The 22,833-nt window shown below is 63.0% G+C and carries 20 protein-coding genes; 7 read left to right on the top strand and 13 right to left on the bottom strand.

Annotated elements, in window-relative coordinates; genetic code table 11:
• Positions 1-563 precede the first annotated feature (563 nt).
• Positions 564-1,607, top strand: coding sequence for a DNA polymerase III subunit delta (gene holA / locus DBIPINDM_RS17655; protein WP_258588438.1), 1,044 nt, complete (start codon positions 564-566; stop codon positions 1,605-1,607).
• Between the two features lie 45 nt (positions 1,608-1,652).
• Here the strand turns inward: holA and DBIPINDM_RS17650 are convergent, their stop codons facing one another.
• The 7 genes from DBIPINDM_RS17650 to mnmE all read right to left on the bottom strand — a co-directional run bounded on the left by DBIPINDM_RS17650 (position 1,653) and on the right by mnmE (position 9,539).
• Positions 1,653-2,435, bottom strand: a complete 783-nt coding sequence (locus DBIPINDM_RS17650; RefSeq protein WP_258588437.1) for a DUF2182 domain-containing protein — start codon at positions 2,433-2,435, stop codon at positions 1,653-1,655.
• Positions 2,436-2,468: 33 nt separating this feature from the next.
• Positions 2,469-3,095, bottom strand: coding sequence for a DUF1326 domain-containing protein (locus tag DBIPINDM_RS17645; RefSeq protein ID WP_258588436.1), 627 nt, complete (start codon positions 3,093-3,095; stop codon positions 2,469-2,471).
• 355 nt (positions 3,096-3,450) lie between these two features.
• The gene (locus DBIPINDM_RS17640) at positions 3,451-4,338 is read right to left on the bottom strand and encodes a ParB/RepB/Spo0J family partition protein (RefSeq protein WP_095789017.1); all 888 of its coding nucleotides are present in this window, start codon (positions 4,336-4,338) and stop codon (positions 3,451-3,453) included.
• A gap of 64 nt (positions 4,339-4,402) precedes the next feature.
• Complete coding sequence (locus tag DBIPINDM_RS17635; RefSeq protein WP_258588435.1) at positions 4,403-5,203, bottom strand: ParA family protein; 801 nt, start codon at positions 5,201-5,203, stop codon at positions 4,403-4,405.
• Positions 5,204-5,258: 55 nt separating this feature from the next.
• A complete protein-coding gene (gene rsmG / locus DBIPINDM_RS17630; protein WP_258588434.1) occupies positions 5,259-5,891 on the bottom strand; it encodes a 16S rRNA (guanine(527)-N(7))-methyltransferase RsmG in 633 nt (210 codons plus the stop codon).
• Positions 5,888-7,759 carry a tRNA uridine-5-carboxymethylaminomethyl(34) synthesis enzyme MnmG gene (gene mnmG, locus DBIPINDM_RS17625; protein WP_258588433.1) on the bottom strand — a complete coding sequence of 624 codons (1,872 nt, stop codon included), beginning with the start codon at positions 7,757-7,759 and terminating at the stop codon, positions 5,888-5,890. Before mnmG ends, rsmG begins: the two co-directional genes overlap by 4 nt.
• Positions 7,760-8,207: 448 nt before the next feature.
• Positions 8,208-9,539 carry a tRNA uridine-5-carboxymethylaminomethyl(34) synthesis GTPase MnmE gene (gene mnmE, locus DBIPINDM_RS17620; RefSeq protein ID WP_258588432.1) on the bottom strand — a complete coding sequence of 444 codons (1,332 nt, stop codon included), beginning with the start codon at positions 9,537-9,539 and terminating at the stop codon, positions 8,208-8,210.
• 66 nt (positions 9,540-9,605) lie between these two features.
• Here mnmE and DBIPINDM_RS17615 point away from each other — a divergent pair, with 66 nt between their 5' ends.
• Positions 9,606-11,621, top strand: coding sequence for a thioredoxin domain-containing protein (locus DBIPINDM_RS17615; RefSeq protein ID WP_258588431.1), 2,016 nt, complete (start codon positions 9,606-9,608; stop codon positions 11,619-11,621).
• A gap of 156 nt (positions 11,622-11,777) precedes the next feature.
• On the opposite strand, the gene rho is transcribed toward DBIPINDM_RS17615, so the two are convergent.
• The 3 genes from rho to hemE form a co-directional block, all read right to left on the bottom strand.
• A complete protein-coding gene (rho, locus tag DBIPINDM_RS17610; protein WP_258588430.1) occupies positions 11,778-13,043 on the bottom strand; it encodes a transcription termination factor Rho in 1,266 nt (421 codons plus the stop codon).
• A gap of 177 nt (positions 13,044-13,220) precedes the next feature.
• Entirely contained in the window at positions 13,221-13,709 is a 489-nt protein-coding gene (gene hemJ / locus DBIPINDM_RS17605; protein ID WP_416361763.1) for a protoporphyrinogen oxidase HemJ, read from the bottom strand.
• Positions 13,710-13,765: 56 nt separating this feature from the next.
• A complete protein-coding gene (gene hemE / locus DBIPINDM_RS17600; protein WP_258588428.1) occupies positions 13,766-14,797 on the bottom strand; it encodes a uroporphyrinogen decarboxylase in 1,032 nt (343 codons plus the stop codon).
• Between the two features lie 405 nt (positions 14,798-15,202).
• Between hemE and DBIPINDM_RS17595 the strand changes: the two genes are divergently transcribed.
• From DBIPINDM_RS17595 to dnaQ, 5 genes are all read left to right on the top strand, one after another.
• Positions 15,203-16,024, top strand: coding sequence for a pyruvate, water dikinase regulatory protein (locus DBIPINDM_RS17595; RefSeq protein WP_258588427.1), 822 nt, complete (start codon positions 15,203-15,205; stop codon positions 16,022-16,024).
• Between the two features lie 326 nt (positions 16,025-16,350).
• Entirely contained in the window at positions 16,351-16,950 is a 600-nt protein-coding gene (locus DBIPINDM_RS17590; protein WP_258588426.1) for a Maf-like protein, read from the top strand.
• Positions 16,943-17,785, top strand: coding sequence for a shikimate dehydrogenase (locus tag DBIPINDM_RS17585; RefSeq protein ID WP_258588425.1), 843 nt, complete (start codon positions 16,943-16,945; stop codon positions 17,783-17,785). Before DBIPINDM_RS17590 ends, DBIPINDM_RS17585 begins: the two co-directional genes overlap by 8 nt.
• On the top strand, positions 17,782-18,363 hold the full coding sequence (gene coaE / locus DBIPINDM_RS17580; protein WP_258588424.1) for a dephospho-CoA kinase: 582 nt from the start codon (positions 17,782-17,784) through the stop codon (positions 18,361-18,363). Before DBIPINDM_RS17585 ends, coaE begins: the two co-directional genes overlap by 4 nt.
• Before the next feature lie 328 nt (positions 18,364-18,691).
• Positions 18,692-19,417, top strand: coding sequence for a DNA polymerase III subunit epsilon (gene dnaQ / locus DBIPINDM_RS17575; RefSeq protein ID WP_258588423.1), 726 nt, complete (start codon positions 18,692-18,694; stop codon positions 19,415-19,417).
• Here dnaQ and DBIPINDM_RS17570 read toward each other — a convergent pair.
• The 3 genes from DBIPINDM_RS17570 to DBIPINDM_RS17560 all read right to left on the bottom strand — a co-directional run bounded on the left by DBIPINDM_RS17570 (position 19,412) and on the right by DBIPINDM_RS17560 (position 22,705).
• Positions 19,412-20,377 carry an alpha/beta hydrolase gene (locus tag DBIPINDM_RS17570; RefSeq protein WP_258588422.1) on the bottom strand — a complete coding sequence of 322 codons (966 nt, stop codon included), beginning with the start codon at positions 20,375-20,377 and terminating at the stop codon, positions 19,412-19,414. The genes dnaQ and DBIPINDM_RS17570 overlap by 6 nt on opposite strands.
• Positions 20,374-21,054, bottom strand: coding sequence for an isochorismatase family protein (locus DBIPINDM_RS17565; protein WP_258588421.1), 681 nt, complete (start codon positions 21,052-21,054; stop codon positions 20,374-20,376). Before DBIPINDM_RS17565 ends, DBIPINDM_RS17570 begins: the two co-directional genes overlap by 4 nt.
• Before the next feature lie 346 nt (positions 21,055-21,400).
• On the bottom strand, positions 21,401-22,705 hold the full coding sequence (locus DBIPINDM_RS17560; RefSeq protein WP_258588420.1) for a M24 family metallopeptidase: 1,305 nt from the start codon (positions 22,703-22,705) through the stop codon (positions 21,401-21,403).
• Positions 22,706-22,833: the final 128 nt, after the last annotated feature.

The raw sequence follows: 22,833 nt of genomic DNA, 5'->3' as shown, positions 1-22,833 counted from the left end.
ACTCCGTCGCTGCTTCGCAGCGCCACCTCTCCCCCCTCCGGAGGGAGAGGAAGGGCGCCAAGGTCGGCGAGCCCGCGCCTTGTCCAGCCGATAGATGGGTAACAGTTTGAACCGGATAGATAGGTAACAGTTCTCCCCTATGTGTTCGCCACTGCGCCAAGCGGTTTGGTGGAGGCCGGCAAACTCGCGCCTTTCCTCTCCCCCGTCGATCGGGGGAGAGGTGGCTCGGCGAAGCCGAGACGGAGTGGGGGTCGACCTGGTTCGGCCGTTGTCACTTCAAGCCGGGGCGATACCTCGCCCTGATTGAGGCCCTGTGGCGAATTGCCAGCGGCGGCGCATTTGAGAACCGCCTTCCCCCACTCCGTCGCTGCTTCGCAGCGCCACGCCAACCAATCGGCTTGGCGCTGCGGCGGACGCATAGGGGAGAACTGTTACCCATGTATCCGGTTCAAAGTGTCACCTATCTATCGACTGGACACGCCAAGGGCGGCAAACCCGCGTTTCTCCCCTCCCGTCGATCGAAGCCGTTCACCTCGTCCCCTTGCCGTGCTAACCCACCCCTCATGGCACAGAAGAAAGCTTTCGAGGTCGATTCCTGGCTCGCGCGGCCTGACCCGCGCATCTCGATCGTCCTGCTTTATGGCCCTGATCGCGGGCTTGTGTCCGAGCGCGCAAAAGCCTTTGCCGAAAAGACCGGCCTGCCGCTCGACGATCCGTTCTCGGTGGTCCGGCTCGAGGGCTCGGAAGTCGACCGCGACGAGGGCCGCCTGCTCGACGAGGCCCGCACCGTACCGATGTTTTCCGATCGGCGGCTGCTGTGGGTGCGCAACGCCACAGGCCAGAAGGCGCTGGCCGAGGACGTCAAGGCGCTGACAGCGGAACCCGCGCGCGATGCCATCATTCTGATCGAGGCCGGCGATCTCAAAAAGGGCGTCGGGTTGCGCGCCGTGGTCGAGGGCGCCGACAACGCCATGGCGCTGCCCTGTTACTCCGATGAAGCCCGCGACATCGACACGGTCATCGACGACGAGTTGCGCAAGGCCGGCATGTCGATGACGCTGGAGGCCAGACAGGCGCTGCGCCGCAATCTCGGCGGCGACCGGCTGGCCTCGCGCGGCGAAATCGAAAAGCTCATCCTCTACGCCCACGGCCAGAAGGAGATCGGGCTCGACGAGGTGAGAGCGATGTCGGGCGACGTGTCCGGCGCCTCGTTCGACGACGCCGTCGACGCGCTGCTCGAAGGCAAGATCGGCGACTTCGACACCGCCTTCACCCGCCACTGCCAGTCCGGCGGCCCGCCCTTCCTCGTTCTGTCCTCGGCGATGCGCCAATTGCAGCAAATCCAGATCATGCGTGGCCAGATGGACTCTGCCGGCCGCAACGCCGCTTCGGTGGTTGCCGCCGCGCGGCCACCGGTTTTCTTCTCAAGGCGCAAGCTGGTGGAGAAGGCGCTGGAGCGCTGGAGCAGCGACGCGCTCAGCCGCGCGCTGACCCGTCTGCAGACCGCCGTGCTGCAGACGCGTCGGCGGCCGGACCTTTCGGTCGCGCTGGCACGGCAGGCCTTGCTGGGGATCGCGGTGGAAAGCGCGCGGCTGGGGCAGAGGTAGGAGAGCGATCCTCCCCTTTTCGGCGCCGAGCGCGGCCTCCATTGGTCAATTCATCATCATGGCGCCCACCGGCTGGAAGGTTGGCAGCGCCTGTGGAAAGACCAGCACCGCCGCGCCATAAAGCAGCAGAGCGACACCCAACACCTTTGCGATCCCATCTCCTGACGGGAGGGTCTTTTCCGCAAAGATCAGCACGGTGACCACGGCCATTGCGGCGACGTTCATGATGCCGAGAGGAAAGAGGGCGAGAAACAAAAGCCAGCAACAGCCCAGGCAAAAAAGTCCATGCTCCAGGCCCATGCGAACCGCGCCCCAGTAACCATCGCGCCATGAGGTCAGGATGAAGCCAATCGGCGTGCGGCATTTAGCCAGGCACAGATCTTTCAGTGGCGAGAGTTGATAGGCGCCCGCAATCATCAGCAGCGCGCCGCCGATACGCGCGGCCGTCGCCGTCGACAATCCCACATGCCCGGCAAGCATCTCCGCACCCGCCGCACCGGCAAAGGCGATAGCGCCCATCACGCCCCAAACCAGCATGTACCCGGCCACGAACACCCAGCTCGAGACAAAGGTCTCGCCCCGGCCCTGTTTGCCGGCCTGGACCTGGTGAAACGTCAGGATCATCGGCGCTGCCGTCGGAAACATCATGGCAATCATCATGATCATCCAGACGGCAAGAAACAGCGGCGCCTTCATGCCCATGGTGAGTGAGTCCATACGCATGTCCGCGTCCATGCCCATCTGCTGCCGGATAAGCAGGGTCCACGCCGCCGCGGCGATCGCGATCAGCAGCGCGAGAATGACATATCGCTGCAACGTCGGCGCCATGGACGGGTACGTTCCGTGCTATGCGGCCTGCGGCTACTGCTGGCCGGACCAATTGATCGGGGCGTAATGTCCGTTTCGGCGGGAATTGTCCCAGCTCATGCCATGGTCGCTGAATGTACTGCCTTCCGCCCCCATCGCCAGGGCGAGCCAGTCGGGATTGACAGGATGGCCGGTGGCGGCCCACATCTGCCCGTCCTCGCGCATTGTCGGCAGCGGCTCGACCGCCATGTGCATGACGCCCGCAATCTCCGCCGACCGCTTCTTGCCGTCTATCCGATAGTCTATCGGCACCTTCTTGGCGCCGAGGTTCGTGCCGATCATGGGTGCCAGCACCGCCATGGGGCCGCCCGCGGCGCCGGTGAAGATGGCGCCTAGCGCCTCTGTTTGCCTGTCATCGGCCCGTTCGTCGATATAGGCGGCGGCCGTCCAATTGCCGTTTGCCATCGGACCCGGCGTGTGAGCAACCATCGCGACACTGAGCCCATCCAATCGAACGTCGCCGTAATTGCCCGTATCGATATGAAAAACCAAACCGACGTCGCAAACGCCTCTCGTCGGCTTCGATGTCAGCTGCGCGTTGGTGGACAGCAGGCAAGGACATACGACATCGCAGCTACAATTTTCGAAGTAACTTCCGGACAATTGCCAACGGACTGCCATTTGCACCTCCCACTTGCGTCAGGCGCATCGGCATGTCGCTTTGGCGAGGCGGTGCCATTTCACGACTATTGTTGGAATGGCAAACAGCCCCCGCCGCGACTGACCGGCACGCTAGGGCAATTAATTTAAGCCATATCTAATATAGGTTACGCCGTTGCCCGGCACTGTCAAGCCGCGGGCGCCAGGGGTGGGGCTGGGGTAGGCGATTGGCCGATCTGCCCCCTCGTGGGGAGATCGGCAGCTCCGACGCCGTTCCCAAACATCAGCGCCACAAAAAGAAAGGGCTGACCCAACAGCCAGCCCTCGTTTTCTCTGCGCCAAATCAAGCTTCCGCTTGATATTATTCGCCGGCTAACTACCGCTCCTGCTTCAATCTCCGGCATAGCTCATCCAGCTGCTCCAGCGACCGATAGGACACCCGCAGCTCGCCGCCCTTGCCCTTGTGGTCGATGGCCACGATCATGCCGAGCGTATCGGTCATCAGCTTTTCCAGCGCCAGCGTGTCGGTGTCCTTTTCCGGCGCGGCTTGCGGCTGCTTCGGCTTGGCAGGCGTGGGACCGGCCGGCATTTGCGCCAGCGCTTCGGCCTGGCGCACCGAAAGGCCCTCTTCGACGATGCGCTTGGCAAGGCCGGCCGGATCCTCGGCCGTCACCAGCGTGCGGGCGTGACCGGCCGACAGCGCGCCATCGACCAGCATGTCGCGGATCACGTCCGGCAGCTTCAGCAGCCTGAGCGTGTTGGCGACATGGCTGCGGCTCTTACCAATGACGTTGCCGAGATCGGCCTGGGTGTAGCCGTGCTCGTCGATCAGCTGCTGGTAGCCTAGCGCTTCCTCGACCGCGTTGAGGTCGGTGCGCTGGACGTTCTCGATGATCGCCAGCTCGAGCGCCGTGCGGTCGTTGACCTCTCGGATGATGACCGGGATCTCTGTCAGCCCGGCGCGCTGCGCCGCCCGCCAGCGCCGCTCGCCGGCGATGATCTCGTAGCGGCCGGCCTGCGTCGGCGACGGCCGCGCCACCACCGGCTGCACCACGCCATGCTCGCGGATCGACTGAGCGAGGTCCGTCAGTTCGGCGTCGCCAAAATGCCGGCGCGGATTTTTCGGATTGGGGCTGAGGAACTCGATCGGCACCTTGCCGTCGGCGCTCATGCCGGGCTTTTCCGGTGCGGCCGGGCGATCGATCTCGCCGATCAGTGCGGCCAGCCCACGGCCCAGTCTTTTTCTCGAAAGGTCTTCGCTCATTTTTATTCCAGGTGTTTAGATCGTTTCGGTATCGAATCGGCTGTTAATTATGCATCCGGCCTAATCAAGCGGCGCGCAATTTGCGCTCGCGGCGGATCACTTCCGAGGCCAGCTGCAGGTAAGCCTGGCTGCCCGAGCACTTCAAATCGTAAAGGATCGCCGGCTTGCCGTAAGACGGCGCCTCGGACACCCGCACATTGCGCGGAATGATAGTTTCGTAGACCTTGTCGCCCATATGCGCCCGTACATCCTGCACCACCTGGTTGGCGAGGTTGTTGCGGCCGTCATACATGGTCAGCACGATGCCCTGGATAATAAGGTCCGGATTGATCGAGCGGCGCACCTGCTCGACGGTCTCCAGCAATTGGCTGAGGCCTTCGAGCGCGAAGAACTCGCATTGCAGCGGCACAAGAACAGAATCCGCTGCTGCCATCGAATTCAAAGTCAGAAGGTTGAGCGAAGGCGGGCAATCGATCAGCACATAATTAAACGGCGCCCCGCGCTCGGTTGCGGCGCGCAGCGCGTTGCGCAGTTTGAGCACCCGGTCAGGCGCCGAGGCGATCTCCATTTCGATGCCGAGTAGATCAAGCGTCGACGGTACGATCGAGAGGCCGGGCACGGCGGTCGGAATGGCCGCGGCTTCGAGCTCGAGTTCGCCGGTCAGCACATCGTAGGAAGAAACCGTCCGATCCTTGCGGTCGATGCCGAGGCCGGTGCTGGCATTGCCTTGGGGATCGAGATCGACGATCAGCACCTTTTCGCCGATGGCGGCCAAAGCGGTGGCCAGATTGATGGCGGTGGTCGTCTTGCCGACGCCGCCCTTCTGGTTGGCGACGGTGATGATTCGGGGGCCGTTCTTCATCATGGATCTATGCCAGAAATTCATTTTAGGGTCGCCAAATAGTCCGACCAGTCGAAGCTCAGACAGGTCGCAGGTCAGACAGTTCGAGGATGACGCCATGGGGGTCGGTCACACTGGGATGTTCTACCAGATCGAAGCCCCATCGGTTAACGCTTTCTTGCACTTCCGCGCGATAATCCCGGCCTTTGTGGAACAGACCGCGCGCGCCTGACGTCAGCCAGGGCGCTGACAGATCGAGCAAGGTCGAAAGCGAGGCGAGAGCCCGCGCCGTGACGATTTGCGGCGCAGAAACAAGCGCATGGCTGTCTTCAATACGGCGCGCCACGACCCGCGCCGGCAAGTTGAACTGGCCAATGACGGTCTGCAGGAACGAGGCCTTTTTTCGATTGCTCTCGACCAGGTCGATGCTGGCGCCATCGCGCTCGCCCAGCAGAAAGGCCATCACAAGACCCGGAAATCCGCCACCCGAACCGATGTCGACCCAACGCGTGGCAATGGGCTCTATGCGCGCAAGCTGCGCGCTGTCCAATATGTGGCGCTGCCAGACATCGCCCGCTGTCGACTGCGCCACGAGATTGATGCTGCGGTTCCATTTCTGGAACATCTCTTCGAACGCCACCAGGCGATCGAATGTTTCACGTGAAACCGGGCCGGCCGCGTCCTGCAGGCTCGTCCAGGAGACAGAACTCACGCAACGTCCCTCTGCGCGACTTCATGGTGACGAACATGCGCGACAATGATAGCCAGCGCCGCCGGCGTCATGCCTTCCATGCGCTGGGCGTCCGCGATGGAACGCGGCCGCCGCGCCTGCATCTTCTGCTTCAACTCATTGGACAGGCCGGGCACGCCAGCAAAATCGACCGTCTCGGGAATCAACCGGCTCTCCTCATGACGTATCTGCGCGACATCCGTCTTCTGGCGATCGAGGTAGACCGAATATTTCGCCTCCGTTTCGAGCCGCTCCGCTGTCTTGCCATCGATGGCGCCAAATCTCGGCTCGATCCTCGCCAGCCAGGCGACGTCGACATCGGGATAGGCCAGCAACTCATAGCCGGACCGGCGCACGCCATCGCGGTTGATCTCCAGCCCGTGCCGTGCCGCTTCATTCGGGGTCATCGCAAGCGACTTCGCTAGTTCACGCGCCGCGTCGAGCCGTTGCATGACATCGCCGTAGCGCTGCATCCGTTGCGCAGAAGCGATCCCAAGCCTCTCCGCCAGAGGCGTCAGCCGTTCATCCGCATTGTCGGCGCGCAGCGACAGCCGGAATTCGGCCCGCGAGGTGAACATGCGGTAGGGTTCGCTGATGCCGCGGCTGGTCAAATCATCGACCATCACGCCGATATAGGCTTCGGTGCGGCTGAGCACGATCTGTTCCTCGCCTGCCGCCCGCCGCGCCGCGTTGAGGCCGGCAAGCAGTCCCTGGCCCGCGGCCTCCTCATAGCCGGTCGTGCCGTTGATCTGCCCGGCGAGAAAGAGGCCGCCGACGCGCTTCGTCTCAAGCGTCTGATGCAGCTCGCGTGGATCGACATGGTCGTACTCAATGGCATAGCCAGGCTGCAGCATGACCGCGCGCTCCAGCCCTGGGATGGTTTTCAGAATGTCGAGTTGTACGTCCTCGGGCAGCGAGGTCGAGATCCCATTGGGATAGACGGTATCGTCGTCGAGGCCTTCCGGCTCGAGAAAGATCTGGTGGCCGTCCCGATCACCGAACTTGACGATCTTGTCCTCGATCGACGGACAATAGCGCGGCCCGACACCTTCGATCGAGCCGGAATACATGGCGGAGCGGCCGAGATTGGCGCGGATCAGCTCATGCGTGGCTGACGTCGTGCGCGTGATGCCGCACTCGATCTGCGGCGTCTCGATGCGCTCCGTCATCAGCGAGAACGGTACTGGATCTTCGTCCGCGGCCTGGCTTTCCAGCGAAGCCCAGTCGATGGTCTTTCCATCCAGCCGCGGCGGCGTGCCCGTCTTCAGCCGCCCGAGCCTGAAGCCCGCACGGTCCATCGTCGCCGACAGGCCAAGGCTCGCCTGCTCGTTCATGCGGCCGGCGACAATCTTCTTCTCGCCAATATGAATGAGCCCGCGCAGGAAGGTTCCGGTCGTCAAAACCACGGCGCCGCAGGCTAGCTTGCGGCCGTCCGCCAGCAGAACGGCGGCGATGCGTCCGTCGCTGATCTCGAAATCCAGAACCTCGGCCTCGACGACGTCGAGATCGTTCTGCTGCCGAATCGCTTCCTGCATGGCCAGGCGATAGAGCTTTCTGTCGGCCTGCGTGCGCGGTCCGCGCACCGCTGGACCCTTGCGGCGATTGAGCAGGCGGAACTGAATGCCGGCTGTATCGGCCACGCGGCCCATCAGACCGTCCATGGCGTCGATCTCGCGAACCAGATGGCCCTTGCCAAGCCCGCCGATCGCCGGATTGCACGACATCACGCCGATCGTATCGAAGCGCAGCGTCACCAGTGCGGTTTTGGCGCCGGCGCGCGCGGCCGCACTGGCCGCCTCGCAACCCGCATGGCCGCCGCCCACCACAACCACATCATAGTGATCGGTCATTTCAAATTTCCTGGACTCAAAAGATTGAGGGACACATGTCCCCGCGGGGCCAAGCTGTCAAGAAAACTTCGCTGCAAGTTTCACGTGAAACAGCTGAAGGCCGCGTTCAGCAGTGTTTCACGTGAGTCATCGGCGCGATTGTTTCACGTGAGTCACGGCTAGGGATTGCCGACGTAGCCCAACTTCATCATCCACGGGCGGAGCAAGGAGCGGGAGCGGCGTCGCGGAGACCCCAGGATCCATGCCGCGACCTCACCGATGGGTGCAGCGGAGCAGAATTCTATATCGTGGCAACGCTTTGGAGTCCCGGCATGGATCCTCGGGTCTGCGCTGCGTCGCTGCGCTCCTTGCTCCGCCCGTGGATGACGAAGAAACGGGCGTTCCCGCAAAATGCATCCCCGCCACCGAGACCAGGCTCATGTTCGACCAAGTCATTGTTTCACGTGAATCATTTGCCGATGCAGAACTGCCCGAAAATCACATCCAGCATATCCTCGACATCGATGGCGCCGACGATCCGGCCCAGGCGATCCGCCGCCAGTCGTAACTCCTCGGCGCGCAGTTCCTGGCCAGTGGCGTCGCCATCGATCGCTCGAAGCAGGTGGCGATTCGCATCGTTGAGCAACTCGACATGGCGCAGGCGCGAAGGCAGAACATCGCCAATATCGCCGGCCGCATCTGCCGCGCGCTGACCGATCTCGGCAAGCAGCGCCTCCACACCAGTTCCGTTTACAACTGAAATGACGAGGTCATATCGAGCGGTCACATCCCGGGCGGCCTGCCCATCCAACAGATCGAGCTTGGTGCCAACCCGCAGCCGAGCTGCCGTATCCGGCAACGGACCGATGTCCCTGGGAGCCAGAATGTCTTCCAACAGCAGCAGGAGATCGGCGCGATCGGCCTTGGCCCTGGCCTTCTCGATACCGATCGCCTCGACCTTGCCCGGCGCGTCGCGCAAACCGGCCGTGTCCGTCAGCCTGACGCGGAATCCACCCAGATCCAGCGTCACCTCGAGCAGGTCCCGCGTCGTGCCGGGCTCATCCGTTACAATAGCGGCATCGCGCCGCGCCAAGGCGTTGAACAGACTCGACTTGCCGGCATTGGGCGCGCCGAGAATAACGACGTCGAAGCCGTCACGGATGATCTCGGCAGCATGAAATCCGGCAATGTGGTGATCGATCTCGCCGATCATCGCCCTGATATCAGACCAAACCGAATCCGAAACGGAACCGGGCACATCGTCCTCATCGGCAAAGTCTATCTCCGCCTCGATCATGGCCCGTGCATGGATCAGCCGGCGGCGCCAACTCATATAGAGATCACTCTGGACGCCTTCGGCATTCCGAATGGCGAAGCGGCGCTGCGCCTCGGTCTCCGCGTTGACCAGGTCCGCCAGCGCCTCCGTCTCGACCAGGTCGAGTTTGCCATTGAGAAAGGCGCGCCGGGTGAATTCGCCGGGCTCTGCGTGCCTGACGCCGTCAAAACCGCTGATGATCTCCAGCATCCTGGCCACCACGGCGCGTCCGCCATGGACATGGAATTCGGCGACATCCTCGCCAGTGAAGCTGGCTGGACCAAGGAAGAAGACAACCAGACCGCTGTCCAGCACGGTTCCATCCGGTGCCCGGAACTTGCGCAGAACCGCCACCCGCTCCTTAACCATGCCTCCGGCGATCGTTTCGACTACGAATCGAGTCTGCGAACCGGAAATACGCAGCACCGCGACCCCGGCCGGAAGCCGGCCGCTCGACAGCGCAACGATCGAATCGCCTGAAATCATTTGCCCGCTCTGTCGAACCGCCCTAGCTTCGCGCCTTCAAAACAACCCAGACCGAGTTTGCCCATCGTGACGCTGCCCGCGCAAAACCTGCTTGCCGACGAAGCCAGCCCCTATCTGCAGCAGCACAGCGGCAATCCCGTCCATTGGCGGGCCTGGTCGCCGGCTTCCCTGGAAGAAGCAAAGACGCTCGATCGCCCGATCCTGCTCTCCGTCGGCTATGCCGCCTGCCACTGGTGCCATGTCATGGCGCATGAAAGCTTCGAGAATGACGGCGTCGCCGCCGTCATGAACCGTCTGTTCGTCAATATCAAGGTCGACCGCGAGGAGCGCCCGGACATCGACCAGATCTATATGGCCGCCCTCTCCTCGATGGGCGAGCAAGGCGGCTGGCCGCTGACCATGTTCCTGACGCCGGACGGCAAGCCATTCTGGGGCGGCACCTATTTTCCGCGTGAGCCGCGCTATGGCCGCCCGGGTTTCATCCAGGTGATGGAAGCAGTCGACAAGGCCTGGCGCGAGAAGCGGGCCAGCCTGCATCAGAGCGCCGACGGCCTGACCTCGCATGTCGAGGCGCGTCTCTCCGGCATACATGCCAAGACGGTTCTTGATCGCGGCACGCTGTCCGACCTCGCCGGCCGCATCGACGGCATGATCGACCGCGACCTTGGCGGCCTGCGCGGCGCACCGAAATTCCCCAACGCGCCGTTCATGCTCACGCTCTGGCTGTCCTGGCTGCGCGACGGCAACGCTTCCCATCGCGACGACGTGCTCGTCAGCCTCGAACAGATGCTGAGCGGCGGCATCTATGACCACATTGGCGGCGGGCTCAGCCGCTATTCGACCGATGCCGAATGGCTGGTGCCGCATTTCGAAAAGATGCTCTACGACAATGCGGAGCTGATCCGCTTCTGCAACTGGGCTTTTTCGGCGAGCGGCAATGATTTGTTCCGGGTACGAATCGAAGAGACGGTCGACTGGCTGCTGCGTGAAATGCGCGTCGACGGCGGTGCCTTCGCCGCCAGCCTCGACGCCGACAGCGATGGCGAGGAGGGGCTGTTCTACACCTGGAGCAGGCAAGAAATCGAGGCCGTCCTCGGTGATGATTCTGCCTTGTTTTTCAAATACTTCATGCTCTCCAGCCCACATGGCTGGGAAGGCAAGCCGGTCGTCCACCAGACCCGCGCCCAGCAAGCCCAAAGCGTGGCCGATCGCGACCGGCTGATCCCGCTCAAAGCCAGACTTCTCGCTGCCCGAGAAGAGCGGGTCAGGCCTGGCCTCGATGCAAAGACCCTGACCGACTGGAACGGCCTGATGATTGCGGCACTTGCCGAGGCCGGCCGTTCACTGGGGCGGCCCGACTGGATCGAGGCAGCGGCCAAGGCTTTTGCCCATATCAGCTCCGCCAGCCGCGACAATCGCTTGCCGCATTCCATGCTCGGCGTCAGGAAATTGTTTCCGGCTTTGTCGATTGACTACGCCGCCATGGCCAATGCGGCGATCTCGCTGTTCGAGGCATCGGGCGATTGGACCTATATCGACCTGGCAAAGCAATTCATTGAACAGCTCGACCGTTGGCACGCCGACGTCACGGGCACAGGCTATTATTTGACTGCTTCGGACAGCACCGACGTGCCGATCCGCATCAGGGGCGATGTCGATGAGGCCATTTCGTCAGCCACCAGCCAGACTATCGCAGCGCTGGTGCGGCTCGCTTCCGTTACCGGCGATCTCGATCTTCAGGAGAGAGCGTGGAAGATTGCCGAGCATGCGGCCGGCCGCGCGGCGCACCAGGCCTATGGCCAGGCCGGCATCGTCAATGCCTGCGCCCTGGCGATCGAGCCGCTGAAGCTGGTCATCGTCGACAGTATGGAAGAGCCAACGCTCGTTCCGGTTGCGAATCGATGCCCCGACCCGCGCCGCGTCGACATCATTGCCGCGATTGGTTCGGAAGCGAATCGACCCTTGCTGCCCGGCGGGATTCTACCGCCGACTGACAAGGTGGGTGCCTGGCTTTGTACCGGGCAGGTCTGTTTGCCGGTGGTGACGGATGCAGGGGAGTTGGAGCGGCTGTTGCGGCGCTAGCTCCTCACCCTCCCCCTTGTGGGGAGGGTCGGCTCGCGATCGTAGCCAAGCGGAGATCGTGAGACGGGGTGGGGGTAAATCGCCAGCCTCGGTGCTGACCCCCACCCCGATCCGCTGCGCGGATCGACCCTCCCCACAAGGGGGAGGGTAAGGCCCTTACGTGTTCATCGAATCGAAGAAATCGCCATTGGTCTTGGTCTGCTTCAGCTTGTCGATGAGGAACTCGATTGCGTCGGTGGTTCCCATCGGCGCCAGGATGCGGCGCAGCACGAAGATCTTCTGCAGGTCCGAGCGCGGAACCAGCAGGTCCTCCTTGCGGGTGCCGGACTTCAAGATGTCCATGGCCGGATAGATGCGCTTGTCGGCGACCTTGCGGTCGAGCACGATTTCCGAATTGCCGGTGCCCTTGAACTCTTCGAAGATGACTTCGTCCATGCGGCTGCCGGTATCGATCAGCGCGGTGGCGATGATGGTCAGCGAGCCGCCTTCCTCGATGTTGCGCGCCGCACCGAAGAAGCGCTTCGGCCGCTGCAGCGCGTTGGCGTCGACACCGCCGGTCAGCACCTTGCCGGATGACGGCACCACGGTGTTGTAGGCGCGGCCGAGGCGAGTGATGGAATCGAGCAGGATGACGACGTCCCGGCCATGTTCGACCAGGCGCTTTGCCTTCTCGATGACCATTTCGGCGACCTGGACGTGGCGCACCGCCGGTTCGTCGAAGGTCGAAGAGACGACCTCGCCCTTCACCGAACGCTGCATGTCGGTCACTTCTTCCGGACGCTCGTCGATCAGAAGCACGATCAGATAGCATTCGGGGTGGTTGGTGGTGATGGAATGGGCGATGTTCTGCAGCAGAACGGTCTTGCCGGTACGCGGCTGCGCGACGATCAAAGCGCGCTGGCCCTTGCCGAGCGGCGCCACCAGGTCGATGACCCTTGGCGAGATATCCTTGGAGGTCGGAACCTCCATTTCCATCTTCAGCCGCGAGGTCGGGTAGAGCGGCGTCAGATTGTCGAAATGGATCTTGTGACGGATCTTTTCGGGATCGTCGAAATTGATGGTGTTGACCTTGAGCAGCGCGAAATAGCGCTCGCCCTCTTTCGGGCTGCGGATCGGCCCTTCGACCGTATCGCCGGTCTTCAGCGAAAAGCGCCGGATCTGCGACGGCGAGATGTAGATGTCGTCGGGACCTGGCAGATAGTTGGCATTGGCCGAGCGCAGGAAGCCGAAACCGTCCTGAAGCACTTCGACCACGCCGTCGCCGATGATCTCGACGTCCTGGGCGGCCAGCTTCTTCAGGATCGCGAACATCAGCTCCTGCTTGCGCATGACGCTGGCATTCTCGACCTCGAGCGATTCGGCATAAGCGATCAGCTCTGGGGGTTTCTTGTTCTTGAACTCGGCGAGTTTCATTTCTTGCATAGACGGACCTTGAATAGATGGAGTCTGGGTAAGCTTTGGGAGGATATCGACGGGATGCGACAAATGCCGGGCGCGGCCGAAAGCAATGAGGGGCGGCGCATGACGGGAAGGAAGACCCGTCTTTTATCGTCGGTCGGATGAAAGAGCAAGCCGCGTTTTGAGGGGGGCGCAAATGCCTCAGAACGGCTTGACGACAACCAAGATCACGATTGCGATCATCACTAATGTGGGGATCTCATTGACGATCCGCCAGTGCCTCGCGGGCTTTTCATTGCGATCCTCGGCGAATTTGCGCACCGCGCCGGCAAGATAACCGTGAACGGCGGACAAAAGAAGCACCAGGCCTATCTTGGCGTGCAGCCACCCGCCGTGGAAACCAAACACTTTCCAGGCAAGCCACAGGCCGAACACCCAGGTGACGATCATCGCTGGATTGATGATGCCGCGCAGCAGGCGCCGCTCCATCACCTTGAAGGTCTCCGACTGCACCGAGCCTTTCTCGGCATCGACGTGATAGACGAACAGGCGCGGCAGATAGAGCATGCCGGCCATCCACGAAATGACGGCCAGGATATGGATCGCCTTTGCCCAGGGATAGAAACTGTCGGGTGCTGCGAAAAACAAAAGCGCCGTCAGCACAATCAGGACACCGATCCCGATAGTCATGCGCATCATCGCCTGGCCTGTGCTGTTCGTGTTGCCAGTGTTATTTGACTGAGCCATCAGCGTGTCGCGCTCCGAACCTGTTTCACCATCGCCTCGACATGGGCGATCGGCGTCTCCGGCGTGATGCCATGGCCGAGATTGAAGATCAGCGGTCCATCACCAAGCGCTTTCAGGATCGCCTCGACGCCATCCGATAGCGCCTTGCCGCCAGCCACGAGCCGCAAGGGATCGAGATTGCCCTGGACCGCACCCGAGCGCTGCAAGTCCTTCGCTGCTGCCAGCGGCACCGTCCAGTCGATCCCCAGCCCCGTCACGCCGGTCTTCTGGCGATAGGTGCGGTAGCGAGCGCCGGCACCCTTGGGAAAACCAATGATCGGAACATCGGGATGGACGGCGCGAACCTGCCTGACGATCTCGGCCACCGGCCAAACGCAAAACTGGTCGAACGACGCGTCGTCGAGCACGCCGGACCAGGAATCGAAAATCTGTACGACATCGGCCCCAGCTTCGATCTGCCGGATCAAATACGCAGCCGAATGGTCGGCAAGCACCTTCAACAGCTGTTGGAACGCCTCCGGCTCGCGGTAGGCAAACAACCGCGCCGGCGCCTGGTCGGGCGTGCCATGGCCGGCAATCATATAGGTCGCCACCGTCCACGGCGCGCCGCAGAAGCCGATCAGCGTGGTTTCATCAGGTAGCTTTGCCCGCAGGCGGCGAACCGTCTCGTAGACCGGTTCGAGATTCACGTGAAACACATCGCTCTCCAGAGCCGCAATCTCGGCCACGGAGATCGGCGTCAAAAGCGGTCCTCTTCCCTCTTCGAAGCGAACGTCGCGGCCAAGTGCATGCGGAACGACAAGGATATCGGAGAACAGGATCGATGCATCGAAGCCGAAGCGCTCGATGGGCTGCAGCGTCACTTCGACGGCAAGGTCGGGATCGTAGCAGAGGTCGAGGAACGAACCAGCTCGTCTGCGCGTCTCCCGATACTCCGGCAGATAACGCCCGGCCTGGCGCATCATCCAGAGCGGAGGCGGAAACACCGCTTCGCCCTTGAGCACGTCCAGCATGATCCGGTTTTTGGGCATCGAGCGCTCGCCTCTCCCAGCCTCCCTATAATCTTAAAGATTCTTATATCTAAGATTCTTCTGATTCTAAGAGTCTGTTGGTTGTGGTGGTTGTCACCTGTCCCGCTTTGCCCCGAAAAACACCAGCAAGCATATTGTCGCGCGCTTCTTTCTCCCGGATGTAGGGTTCTGGGGATAGTTTGGAATCCGTCACTGGAGTCAAAGCTTTAGGATGCTCCGGAAAAAGTCGGCCCTGTGGACGGAGGCAGGGCAAAGAAACCGGTCCCCAGACTTGTCCCCAGCCGCCCGACGAAGCTGACAGCACAGCGAATTGTGGACAAACTGCCATCTGATACAGTCGCCGCCGACCGGCCCCTCTTTCTGTCCCGCTTTATCCACACAAGCCCACAGCCCCAGGTGTCCCCTGTGAACAAACCCCAGAGCTTCTTTCACCTGCACCTGATTTCCGACGCGACCGGCGAAACGCTGCTCGCCGCCGGGCGGGCGGCTTCGGCGCAATACAAGGACGCACGCGCCATCGAGCACATCTACCCGCTCATCCGCACCGAAAAGCAGGTGGCCAAGGTGTTCGAGGACATAGAGGAGGAGCCGGGCATCATTCTCTATACCGTCGTCGACCAGAAGCTGGCGCGCGGCATCGACGAGCGCTGCGCCACCATGGGCCTGCCCTGCGTGTCGGTGCTGGAACCGGTGCTGACCGTGTTCCAGTCCTATCTCGGCACGCCGGCCGGCCGCCGCGTCGGCGCCCAGCATGTTCTCGACGCCGAATATTTCCGCCGCATCGATGCCCTCAACTTTACCATGGAACATGATGACGGCCAGTTGCCGCTCAACATGGACGATGCCGATGTCGTGCTGATCGGCATTTCGCGCACGTCGAAGACGCCGACCAGCATCTATCTCGCCAACCGCGGCATCAAGACCGCCAACATCCCGATCGTGCTTGGCGTGCCGGTTCCCGAAAGCCTGGTCAGTGCCTCGAAGCCGCTGATCGTTGGCCTTATCGCCACCGCCGAGCGCATATCGCATGTCCGGCAAAACCGCATCCTCGGCAACAGCAGTACCTACGAGGCATCAGACTATGTCGACCGCGCCGCCATCACCGAGGAGCTGGCCTACGCCCGCCAGATCTGCACGCGCCATGGCTGGCCGATGATCGATGTCAGCCGCCGCTCGATCGAGGAAACGGCGGCGGCGATCGTTGCCCTGAGGGGAAAGAACAGATAATTGGAGCCGCCGCGCGTCGCCAACACCCACCGCCGCGTCGCTTGAAAGGTCACGGCATGGATCCTAGGGTCTCCGCGACGGAGCTTCGCTCCTGCTTCGCCCTAGGATGACGAATGGAGGATCGTTTCTGCCAATCTCCAACGCTTGCAGTTGGCGTCAGCCCACTGTGCCTTCGTCATGCTAGGGCGCAAGGAGCGAAGCGACGCGGCGCAGACCCTAGGATCCATGCCGTTACGGTGACCGAGGATCGCAGCGTTCCAGAGTTTGCTCGAGCCATCTCCGGTTCGGTCTAACCGGATCATCAACCTACATCAGGCGCACAAACCATGACCGAAAAAATCATCCTCGCCTCAGGCAGTCCATTCCGCAAGGCGATGCTCGTCAATGCCGGCATCGACGTCGAAGCCGTCCCCGCCGATGTCGACGAGCGCGCGCTGGAGGCGCCGTTGCAGCACAGTGGCGTTTCGCCTGAGGATGTCGCTTTGGTACTGGCCGAGGCCAAGGCCACGGAAGTGAGCGAGCGCCGGCCGGGTGCGCTGGTGCTCGGCTGCGACCAGACTTTGTCGCTCGGCGACGAAGTGTTCCACAAGCCGGCCGACATGGAAGGCGCGCGCCGTCATCTCCTGGCGCTGTCGGGCAAGACCCACCAGCTCAACAGCGCCGCCGTGCTCGTCCGCGACGGCAAGGTGTTGTGGCGCCATGTCGGCATCGCCTCGATGACCATGCGCAAGCTCGACCCTGGCCTCATCGGCCGGCATCTCGCTCGCGTCGGCGCCAAGGCGCTGGCCAGCGTCGGCGCCTACCAGATCGAGGGCGAAGGCATCCAGTTGTTCGAGAAGATCGAAGGCGATCATTTCACCATTGTCGGCCTGCCGCTTTTGCCGCTGCTGGCGGAACTGCGGACGCTGGGAGCGATCGATGGCTGAGGCGACCAAGAAGGCCTTTGTGTCAGGCCACCCGATCAAGCATTCGCGCTCGCCAAAAATCCACGGCTACTGGCTGGCCAAACACGGCATCGACGGCAGCTACCAGGCCATCGATGTGGCGCCGCAGGATTTTGGCGAATTCATCGGAACATTGCAGGCAAACGGTTTCCAGGGCGGCAATGTCACCATTCCACACAAGGAGGCCGCCTTCGCGTTGGCCGATCGCCGCGACCAGGCGGCCGAAGAGATCGGCGCCGTCAACACGCTGTGGTTCGAGGACGGTGTCCTGTGGGGCGGCAACACCGATGGTCACGGCTTTGCCGCCAATCTTGACGACCATGCGCCGGGCTGGGCGAGCACGGGACCGGCGGTCGTGCTCGGCGCCGGCGGCGCGTCGCGCGCCGTCATCCAGGCGCTGAAGCAACGCGGTGTCGCAGACATCCGCATCGTCAACCGCACGCTTGCCCGGGCACAGGAATTGCGCGATCGTTTCGGCGCCGGCGTCTCGGCGCATGGCACGGCGGCAACCAACGAACTGCTGGCCGACGCCGGCCTGCTGGTCAACACCACGGCGCTCGGCATGATCGGTAATGAAGGCCTTGCCGCCGATCCGGCCTTGCTGCCGGACCATGCCATCGTCACCGACCTTGTTTATGTGCCGCTCGAAACACCGTTGCTCGCCGCCGCGCGCGTCAGGGGGCTGAAGACGGTCGATGGTCTCGGCATGCTGCTCAACCAGGCCGTGCCGGGCTTCGAACATTGGTTCGGCGTCAGGCCGCAGGTCACGGCGGAACTGCGCGCGATCATCGTTGCCGATCTGGTGCCGAAACCATGATCGTGCTCGGCCTCACCGGATCGATCGGCATGGGCAAGTCGACGACGGCAAAAATGTTCGCCGAGGCCGGCGTGCCGGTCCATGATTCCGACGAGGCGGTGCATCGCCTCTATTCCGGCGTGGCGGCACCTTTGGTCGAGGCCGCCTTTCCCGGAACGACCGTTGCCGGCGTGGTCGACCGCGCAAAGCTTAGCGCGCGTGTGCTTGGCGATGCCGCCGCGCTGAAGCGGCTGGAGGCCATCATCCACCCACTGGTCCGCGCCGATGCCGACGCCTTCCTGGCCAGGCATCGTACCGGAGGTGAATCGATCGCCGTGCTCGACATTCCGCTGCTGTTCGAAACCGGCGGCCGTGGCCGCGTCGACAAGGTCGTCGTCGTCACCGCACCGGCTGAAATCCAGCGCCAACGCGTGCTGGCGCGGCCGGGCATGACCGAGGAGAAACTGGCAGCGATCCTGGCCAAGCAGGTGCCGGACGAGGAGAAGCGCAGGCTGGCGGATTTTGTCGTCGATACCGGCCAGGGGCTGGATGCCGCGCGGGCCCGGGTCGATGCGATCATTGCGGAACTGATCGCATAGGCGAGCCTGGCCTGACATCGTTTCAGAGTTGGCGCTCGCCTGGCCAACTGTCGATGTCAGCGCCGCCCCTCATCTGCCTGCCGGCATCTTCTCCCCGTATAGTGACGGGGAGAAGGGGCTGGCCGCAACCTCGGCACCCTTTCTGCAACGCTGGAGATTGGCGAAATCCATCGCGGAGGCGTCCTTCTCCCCGTCACTATACGGGGAGAAGTGCCCGGCAGGGCGATGAGGGGCAGCGCAAACCTGTGGCGATTGTGCTAGGCAACGCCGTTCCCCATTGCCATTTTGTTCCGGTGTATGATTCTGCTTCCTTGGAGCACCTGATTCGATGCGCGAGATCATCTTCGACACGGAAACCACAGGCCTCGATTCGCGCGACGACCGCGTGATCGAGCTGGGCGGCGTCGAGCTGGTCAATCGTTTCCCGACCGGAAAAACCTTCCACCACTATATCAACCCGCAGGGCCGGGCGATCCATGCCGAGGCGCAGGCGGTGCACGGCATCAGCGCGGCGGACCTCGCGGGCAAGCCGACCTTTGCCGAGATTGCGCAGGAATGGCTCGACTTCACCGACGGTGCCAAGCTGGTTGCCCACAACGCCACCTTCGACATCGGCTTCCTCAATGTCGAATTCGGCCGGCTTGGCCATCCCAATATCGATCCCGGCCTTGTCGTCGACACGCTGGCGCTGGCGCGCCGCAAGCACCCGATGGGTCCCAATTCGCTCGACGCGCTCTGCCGGCGCTACGGCATCGACAACACGAAACGCACCAAGCACGGCGCCCTGCTCGATTCTGAATTGCTGGCCGAGGTCTATATCGAGCTGATCGGCGGCAAGCAGGCCGCCCTCATCCTCGACAGCGCCACCGCGCCGGCGCAGGGCGAAAATATCAGGCACATAGAAATTATTGTTGCCGAGCGACCGAGGCCGCTGCTGCCGCGCCTGACTGAAGCGGAGCGCGCCGCACATGCCGCCATGGTCGCCACGCTTGGTGAAAAGGCGCTCTGGCTGAAGGCCAGTTCGTCTGAAGCAGGCGCCGCGACGTCCTCATAAATACGGCCACTCACCCCGGCCCAGCACCGCCACCGCCGTGATGATACGCGCAAAAGCTTCTGCAGCAGCCGGCACTGTCGTGCGGGCGCGCAGGAAACTGTGTACCAGGCGCTTTTCCTCGTGCCACCACGCCTTGCCGCCGGCCGAAACAATGCGGTCGCGATAGGTCTCGCCATCGGATGACAGCGGGTCGCATTCTGCCGTGATGATCACCGTCGGCGGCAGGCCGCAAGAGTCGCTGTCGCGCAAGGGCGAAAAGCTCGGATCGTCAGGCGATTGCTTCTTGGTCGAGCGGACGTCGCAGTAGAAAGCGATGTCGCCGACGGACAGCAGCGGCGCCTCGGCATGCTCGACATAGGAGCCCGCGCTCTCGTCGCCGCCGAGGCCGGGATAGATCAGCACCTGGCCGATCGCTGTCCTGATATGCCGGCGCGTCGCCTGCGCCACCGCGGCCGCAAGATTGCCGCCGGCGCTTTCGCCGCACAGTACCAGCGGCAGGTCACTGGCCACCGCCCACGCGAAGGCGGCCATCGCATCGTCGAAGGCGGCGGGGTGGACATGCTCCGGCGCCAGTCGGTAGTCGACCGACAACACGTCGAAGCCGGTGCCGGAGCAGATCTCGGCGCAGATGTCGTCATGGCTGTCGAGCCCGCCGAGGATAAAACCGCCGCCGTGGAAATAGAGCACCATGGCCCGCGCGGCCTTGCCGGCAAGCTGGTAGTGGCGGATCGGGATGCCGTGGCCCGAGGCGGCGACCAGGCCGTCGCTGGCCTTGACCCCAGCCGGGCGGCCCTGATGGAAGGCCCGGCACATCCGGTCATAGACGTCGCGCTGCTTGTCGATCGGCAGGCCGATGATCTCAGGCGGATACCAAGCGTTGACGCTGTCTATATACGCCCACAGGGCCGGATCGAGCCGTGTTTCGTATTTGCCGCGGTTGGTCGTGCCCCCAGTCGTCATAGATCCGCGTAAAGCTGGGCCGCGTTGTCGAAACTGAAGCGCAGCGGCACCGAGCCTTCGACCTGCCAGGCGGTGACCGTCTCACCCGCCAGCAGCCGGCAGGCGCCGTCCGTGTCGGTGACGGCGCCGCCATAGAGCCGGTTGGCGAGATTGAGGATGCCGGTCTGGTGCATGGCCGCGCTGCCGCTGCCACAGGCATCCTTGACCAAAAGCACGCGAAAGCCCTTTGTCACGGCGTCTTTTACGCTGGCGTCGATGCAGGCCTCGGTCCAGACACCGGCAACGACCAGCCATTCGATGCCGGAAGCCTTGAGCCGATCGGCGATCGGCCCCGACCGGAAAGCGCTGGCCTCGGCCTTGATCAGCAGCGCCTCGCCCTTTGCCGGCGCCACCTCATGGCAGATCTCGGTCAGCGGATCGCTCTTGTCGGAGAAGGCCGACTTGCCGTCGGCATCGAGCGGATGAAAGGGCCGGTCCTGCTTGTCGAGATCGACGATATAGGCCCAGTGCTGGAGCGGTACGTGGTTTGCACGCGCCGCTGCCTGCAGGCGCTGGACGTTGGCGAGGATGCCGGCAAAGCCCTCGACCAGATAGCGTGGGTCCTGCCGATGCTCTTCCTGCAGGTCGATGAAGATCGCGGCCACGGTGCCGCGCTTGATGGAGATGGGGGTTTTCACGCGGATGGGCCTGCGTTCGCGGTCAACGCCGTTCCGGTCATTAAGCTGGCGCAAACGGTGGTGATTGGCCGTCGCCTCCCCGACTTCGTCATCCACGGGCGAAGCAGGAGCGAAGCTCCGTCGCGGAGACCCCTGGAGCTGCTCCGCAGCCCAAGGGATCCATGCCGTGACCCTGGTCGAATGGTGCAGCGGAGCAGAATTTGTACCGTTGCGGCGCCCCGAGGTCGCGGCATGGATCCTAGGGTCTGCGCCGCGTCGCTGCGCTCCTTGCTTCGCCCTAGGATGACGAAGCGATGGGCGTTCGCGCCAGCCAAGAAGGTCACGTCATCGAGGCGGGCAGTAGGCATCAAACCTGCTTCTCCAGAAACTCGTCCTCATAAGGAAAGCGCGACAGCAGCTCTGTACCTGTCTCGGTGATCAGGATCTCGTCCTCCAGCTTGACACCCTCGCGGCCGCCTTTCTCGCCGATATAGCTTTCGACGCTCACCACCATGCCTGGCACGATATGGCCGTCGCGGCCATAGGTCTCGTAATCCATGGCATGCGCGATGAACGGCGTCTCGCCATGCATGCCGACGCCGTGCATGACCGAGGTGTAGCGCTGGTCGACGAAACGGTCCGGGATTGTCCACGCCTTCTCGGCGATCTCGCGAAACGCCATGCCGGGTTTGACGATCGAAATGTTGTGCTGAACCTGGTCATGCGCCATGCGGTAGAGCGATTTCTGGTACGGGGTCGGCTTGCCCGGGCCGCAGCGGAAGGTGCGGGAAAAATCCGAATAATAGCCGTAGCAGCCGATCGTATCGGTATCGAGCGCCAGCAATTCGCCGGGTCGGATCTTGCGGCCGCTGGCCTCGTTGAACCAGGGATTGGTGCGCTGGCCTGATGTCAGCAGCCGGGTCTCGATGAACTCACCGCCCTGGCGGATGACCTCGCCATACATGATGGCGAACAAATCGTTTTCGGAGACGCCGGGCTTGATCGCCTCGCGCACCGCGTAGACGGCGGCCTCGGCGCCGGCCATCGACACCTGCAGGCATTTCACTTCCTCGGGCGTCTTGACCGCACGCACGGCCAGGATTTCGCCCTGGCAATCCTTGACCTCGCAGCCGCGCTTTTCCAGCGCCAGCGCCTGCAGATGGCTGCAACGGTCGAGCCCGAGCTTCATCGAGCCGCCGCCGTGCTTCTTCAGAAGTTCGACGATCTCGTCGGCGAAGGGACCTGATGTCTCGTCGTCGCGGCCGGAGACCGACGACCAGACCAGCTTGGACGGACGCGCCTCGTCGATCGTGTCGAGCACCATCGAGACATGGTAGCTCTGCGGATATTCGAACAGCACGATCGGCCCTTCAGTCGGAATGAAGAAATAACGGGTCGAGTTGCGCAGGAAATAGCCGAACATGTTGCGCGAGCCGGTGGCGTAGCGCTGGTTGTAGGGGTCGAACAGCACCACGCCGCCATAACCGGCCTCGCGCATCCAGCCGCGCAGTTTTGCCAGTCGACCTTTTCGCAAGGCATCGGCATCGATGAAGGACGGCTCGGTATCCGACAGCCACATGCCGCCCGCCGGATCGGCCGCCGCGGGGTGGCGCATGCGGTCTTTGAAGTCGACGTCCTCGGTGCTGTCGGGGTCGAATACGACGATGCTCATGGGTGCCTGGCCTTGGGTTGCGAGGGTTGAGCATGGCGCAGGAGGGGTCGAGGCATTGTGCGGAAAACCGCGTTTGTTGTGCGGTATGCCGCTAGTCCTGCAACGCATGGCGCCGCCCCCTCACCCAG

The sequence above is a fragment of the Mesorhizobium sp. AR02 genome, from assembly GCF_024746835.1.
In the GTDB taxonomy this organism is placed as follows: domain Bacteria; phylum Pseudomonadota; class Alphaproteobacteria; order Rhizobiales; family Rhizobiaceae; genus Mesorhizobium.
The sequence above is the reverse complement of the archived record's forward strand: the minus strand, read 5'-3'. Positions and strand labels throughout refer to the sequence as shown.

Coding starts and splice junctions, on each gene's coding strand:
- holA (WP_258588438.1), top strand. CDS start 564: ATGGCACAGAAGAAAGCTTTCGAGGTCGATTCCTGGCTCGCGCGGCCT.
- DBIPINDM_RS17650 (WP_258588437.1), bottom strand. CDS start 2,435: ATGGCGCCGACGTTGCAGCGATATGTCATTCTCGCGCTGCTGATCGCG.
- DBIPINDM_RS17645 (WP_258588436.1), bottom strand. CDS start 3,095: ATGGCAGTCCGTTGGCAATTGTCCGGAAGTTACTTCGAAAATTGTAGC.
- DBIPINDM_RS17640 (WP_095789017.1), bottom strand. CDS start 4,338: ATGAGCGAAGACCTTTCGAGAAAAAGACTGGGCCGTGGGCTGGCCGCA.
- DBIPINDM_RS17635 (WP_258588435.1), bottom strand. CDS start 5,203: ATGATGAAGAACGGCCCCCGAATCATCACCGTCGCCAACCAGAAGGGC.
- mnmG (WP_258588433.1), bottom strand. CDS start 7,759: ATGACCGATCACTATGATGTGGTTGTGGTGGGCGGCGGCCATGCGGGT.
- mnmE (WP_258588432.1), bottom strand. CDS start 9,539: ATGATTTCAGGCGATTCGATCGTTGCGCTGTCGAGCGGCCGGCTTCCG.
- rho (WP_258588430.1), bottom strand. CDS start 13,043: ATGCAAGAAATGAAACTCGCCGAGTTCAAGAACAAGAAACCCCCAGAG.
- hemJ (WP_416361763.1), bottom strand. CDS start 13,709: ATGACTATCGGGATCGGTGTCCTGATTGTGCTGACGGCGCTTTTGTTT.
- hemE (WP_258588428.1), bottom strand. CDS start 14,797: ATGCCCAAAAACCGGATCATGCTGGACGTGCTCAAGGGCGAAGCGGTG.
- DBIPINDM_RS17590 (WP_258588426.1), top strand. CDS start 16,351: ATGACCGAAAAAATCATCCTCGCCTCAGGCAGTCCATTCCGCAAGGCG.
- DBIPINDM_RS17585 (WP_258588425.1), top strand. CDS start 16,943: ATGGCTGAGGCGACCAAGAAGGCCTTTGTGTCAGGCCACCCGATCAAG.
- coaE (WP_258588424.1), top strand. CDS start 17,782: ATGATCGTGCTCGGCCTCACCGGATCGATCGGCATGGGCAAGTCGACG.
- dnaQ (WP_258588423.1), top strand. CDS start 18,692: ATGCGCGAGATCATCTTCGACACGGAAACCACAGGCCTCGATTCGCGC.
- DBIPINDM_RS17570 (WP_258588422.1), bottom strand. CDS start 20,377: ATGACGACTGGGGGCACGACCAACCGCGGCAAATACGAAACACGGCTC.
- DBIPINDM_RS17560 (WP_258588420.1), bottom strand. CDS start 22,705: ATGAGCATCGTCGTATTCGACCCCGACAGCACCGAGGACGTCGACTTC.